Source organism: Planomicrobium soli (genome assembly GCF_003014655.1).
Taxonomy (GTDB): Bacteria; Bacillota; Bacilli; order Bacillales_A; family Planococcaceae; genus Planococcus; species Planococcus soli_B.
Genome location: NZ_PYAT01000031.1, coordinates 1 through 2,316, shown reverse-complemented (window position 1 = coordinate 2,316; position 2,316 = coordinate 1). Strand labels below are relative to the sequence as shown.

Annotated in this window: 1 protein-coding gene, 20 tRNA genes and 1 rRNA gene; 21 read left to right on the top strand and 1 reads right to left on the bottom strand. The window is 52.6% G+C overall.

The features are described from left to right. The first annotated feature begins 2 nt into the window (after window positions 1-2). The 21 genes from rrf to B0H99_RS17520 all read left to right on the top strand — a co-directional run bounded on the left by rrf (window position 3) and on the right by B0H99_RS17520 (window position 1,976). Window positions 3-118: ribosomal RNA gene (gene rrf, locus B0H99_RS17620) — 5S ribosomal RNA — on the top strand. A gap of 9 nt (window positions 119-127) precedes the next feature. Further along, window positions 128-203 (top strand) — tRNA-Val (locus B0H99_RS17615). Between the two features lie 10 nt (window positions 204-213). Next, window positions 214-289: transfer RNA gene (locus tag B0H99_RS17610), tRNA-Thr, on the top strand. Window positions 290-296: 7 nt separating this feature from the next. After that, window positions 297-372: transfer RNA gene (locus tag B0H99_RS17605), tRNA-Lys, on the top strand. Between the two features lie 21 nt (window positions 373-393). Next, window positions 394-478, top strand: a tRNA-Leu gene (locus B0H99_RS17600). A gap of 5 nt (window positions 479-483) precedes the next feature. After that, window positions 484-558: transfer RNA gene (locus B0H99_RS17595), tRNA-Gly, on the top strand. 32 nt (window positions 559-590) lie between these two features. After that, window positions 591-679, top strand: a tRNA-Leu gene (locus B0H99_RS17590). 30 nt (window positions 680-709) lie between these two features. Beyond that, window positions 710-786 (top strand) — tRNA-Arg (locus tag B0H99_RS17585). Window positions 787-813: 27 nt separating this feature from the next. After that, a tRNA-Pro gene (locus B0H99_RS17580) sits at window positions 814-890 on the top strand. A 7-nt stretch (window positions 891-897) separates the two neighbouring features. Then, window positions 898-973: transfer RNA gene (locus B0H99_RS17575), tRNA-Ala, on the top strand. 21 nt (window positions 974-994) lie between these two features. After that, window positions 995-1,068, top strand: a tRNA-Met gene (locus B0H99_RS17570). An 8-nt stretch (window positions 1,069-1,076) separates the two neighbouring features. Then, window positions 1,077-1,153: transfer RNA gene (locus B0H99_RS17565), tRNA-Ile, on the top strand. A gap of 15 nt (window positions 1,154-1,168) precedes the next feature. Further along, a tRNA-Ser gene (locus tag B0H99_RS17560) sits at window positions 1,169-1,261 on the top strand. Window positions 1,262-1,311: 50 nt separating this feature from the next. Further along, window positions 1,312-1,388: transfer RNA gene (locus B0H99_RS17555), tRNA-Met, on the top strand. A gap of 3 nt (window positions 1,389-1,391) precedes the next feature. After that, a tRNA-Asp gene (locus B0H99_RS17550) sits at window positions 1,392-1,467 on the top strand. 15 nt (window positions 1,468-1,482) lie between these two features. Continuing rightward, window positions 1,483-1,558, top strand: a tRNA-Phe gene (locus B0H99_RS17545). Window positions 1,559-1,564: 6 nt separating this feature from the next. After that, window positions 1,565-1,638: transfer RNA gene (locus B0H99_RS17540), tRNA-Gly, on the top strand. Between the two features lie 10 nt (window positions 1,639-1,648). Continuing rightward, window positions 1,649-1,725 (top strand) — tRNA-Ile (locus tag B0H99_RS17535). 1 nt (window position 1,726) lies between these two features. Next, window positions 1,727-1,801: transfer RNA gene (locus tag B0H99_RS17530), tRNA-Asn, on the top strand. A gap of 6 nt (window positions 1,802-1,807) precedes the next feature. After that, a tRNA-Ser gene (locus tag B0H99_RS17525) sits at window positions 1,808-1,898 on the top strand. Window positions 1,899-1,904: 6 nt separating this feature from the next. Continuing rightward, window positions 1,905-1,976: transfer RNA gene (locus B0H99_RS17520), tRNA-Glu, on the top strand. 150 nt (window positions 1,977-2,126) lie between these two features. Here the strand turns inward: B0H99_RS17520 and B0H99_RS17970 are convergent. Next, window positions 2,127-2,316, bottom strand: a 190-nt coding sequence (locus B0H99_RS17970) for a hypothetical protein (RefSeq protein WP_219905832.1), incomplete at its 5' end; no start/stop codon positions are given.

Sequence of the window (2,316 nt, the reverse complement as noted above, 5' to 3'; positions counted from 1 at the left end):
AGTCCAGTGATGATGGCAAAGAGGCCACACCCGTTCCCATCCCGAACACGGAAGTTAAGCTCTTTTGCGCCGATGGTAGTTGGGGGTCTCCCCCTGTGAGAGTAGGACGTCGCTGGGCATACATAATGGAGGATTAGCTCAGCTGGGAGAGCATCTGCCTTACAAGCAGAGGGTCGGCGGTTCGATCCCGTCATCCTCCACCATTTTACTCCTGCCGGAGTAGCTCAACTGGTAGAGCAACTGACTTGTAATCAGTAGGTTGAGGGTTCAAGTCCTTTCTCCGGCACCATTTGCACGAGCCATTAGCTCAGTTGGTAGAGCATCTGACTTTTAATCAGAGGGTCGAAGGTTCGAATCCTTCATGGCTCACCATTTTAATTCAATACTTGCCACGCGGGTGTGGCGGAACTGGCAGACGCACTAGACTTAGGATCTAGCGCCTTCGGGCGTGGGGGTTCGACTCCCTTCACCCGCACCATTTTTGCGGAAGTAGTTCAGTGGTAGAACGCCACCTTGCCAAGGTGGAGGTCGCGGGTTCGACCCCCGTCTTCCGCTCCAACTTTCTTAGATACCCTGCAAGCCGACCCTAAGCCGGGGTGGCGGAACTGGCAGACGCACAGGACTTAAAATCCTGCGGTAGGTGACTACCGTACCGGTTCGATTCCGGTCCTCGGCACCATTTTGTTTGCAGAAAGACGTATCAATGCAAGCGCCCGTAGCTCAATTGGATAGAGTACTTGACTACGAATCAAGCGGTTAGAGGTTCGAGTCCTCTCGGGCGCGCCATATTTTTACCCACTCAGCAATTCAGTTCGGGAAGTAGCTCAGCTTGGTAGAGCACTTGGTTTGGGACCAAGGGGTCGCAGGTTCGAATCCTGTCTTCCCGACCATTACAATGGGGCCTTAGCTCAGCTGGGAGAGCGCCTGCCTTGCACGCAGGAGGTCAGCGGTTCGATCCCGCTAGGCTCCACCAACTATATAAAATAAAGATCCTGGCGGCGTAGCTCAGCTGGCTAGAGCGTACGGTTCATACCCGTAAGGTCGGGGGTTCGATCCCCTCTGCCGCCACTTTTTTAGGACCTTTAGCTCAGTTGGTTAGAGCAGACGGCTCATAACCGTCCGGTCGCAGGTTCGAGTCCTGCAAGGTCCACCACTTATATATTATCTCGGAGGAATACCCAAGTTTGGCTGAAGGGATCGGTCTTGAAAACCGACAGGGGAGTCAAATCCCGCGGGGGTTCGAATCCCTCTTCCTCCTCCATATTTTTAAAATGTGTGGACAAAATTTATAAGGTTTTCAAATAGTATTGTCGCGGGGTGGAGCAGTTCGGTAGCTCGTTGGGCTCATAACCCAAAGGTCGCAGGTTCAAATCCTGCCCCCGCAACCAAATGGTCCCGTGGTGTAGCGGTTAACATGCCTGCCTGTCACGCAGGAGATCGCCGGTTCGATCCCGGTCGGGACCGCCATTTTTATCCATACGTGGCTCAGTAGCTCAGTCGGTAGAGCAAAGGACTGAAAATCCTTGTGTCGGCGGTTCGATTCCGTCCTGAGCCACCATGTTTTGCGGGTGTAGTTTAGTGGTAAAACCTCAGCCTTCCAAGCTGATGATGAGAGTTCGATTCTCTTCACCCGCTCCATTTTACATATGGGCCTATAGCTCAGCTGGTTAGAGCGCACGCCTGATAAGCGTGAGGTCGATGGTTCGAGTCCATTTAGGCCCACCATTCCGAAGTAGCTCAGTGGTAGAGCACCGCACTGTTAATGCGATGGTCGTAGGTTCGAATCCTACCTTCGGAGCCATATACTGGGGAAGTACTCAAGTGGCTGAAGAGGCGCCCCTGCTAAGGGTGTAGGTCGGGAAACCGGCGCGAGGGTTCAAATCCCTCCTTCTCCGCCAGTATATGGCCCCTTGGTCAAGCGGTTAAGACACCGCCCTTTCACGGCGGTAACACGGGTTCGAATCCCGTAGGGGTCATCAAAAAGACACTATGCATTTATTGCATAGTGTCTTTTATTTTGGAATAAAAGCAAAGCGAATTTCAAGTTATCTAGATGAAAGAAAGATTCTTGCTTAGATATCTATCAATGAGTAGAGTCTTTTCATAAGAAAACAGCTAGTCAATAATTATTGACTAGCTGTCAGGCTGTCGAGAAACTCTCGGCAGCTTTTTTCATTTCGCTCCAGGCGGACGCTTTCCGCGGGCACGGCCTCAGCCGCTCCCTTCGCTTCGCTCTGTCCAGGGTCTTCGGCTCGCGCTGGTCCCGCTGGAGTCGCCGCCTTCCGCTCCATTTGCGACTTTTGCAGGTTTTCATTG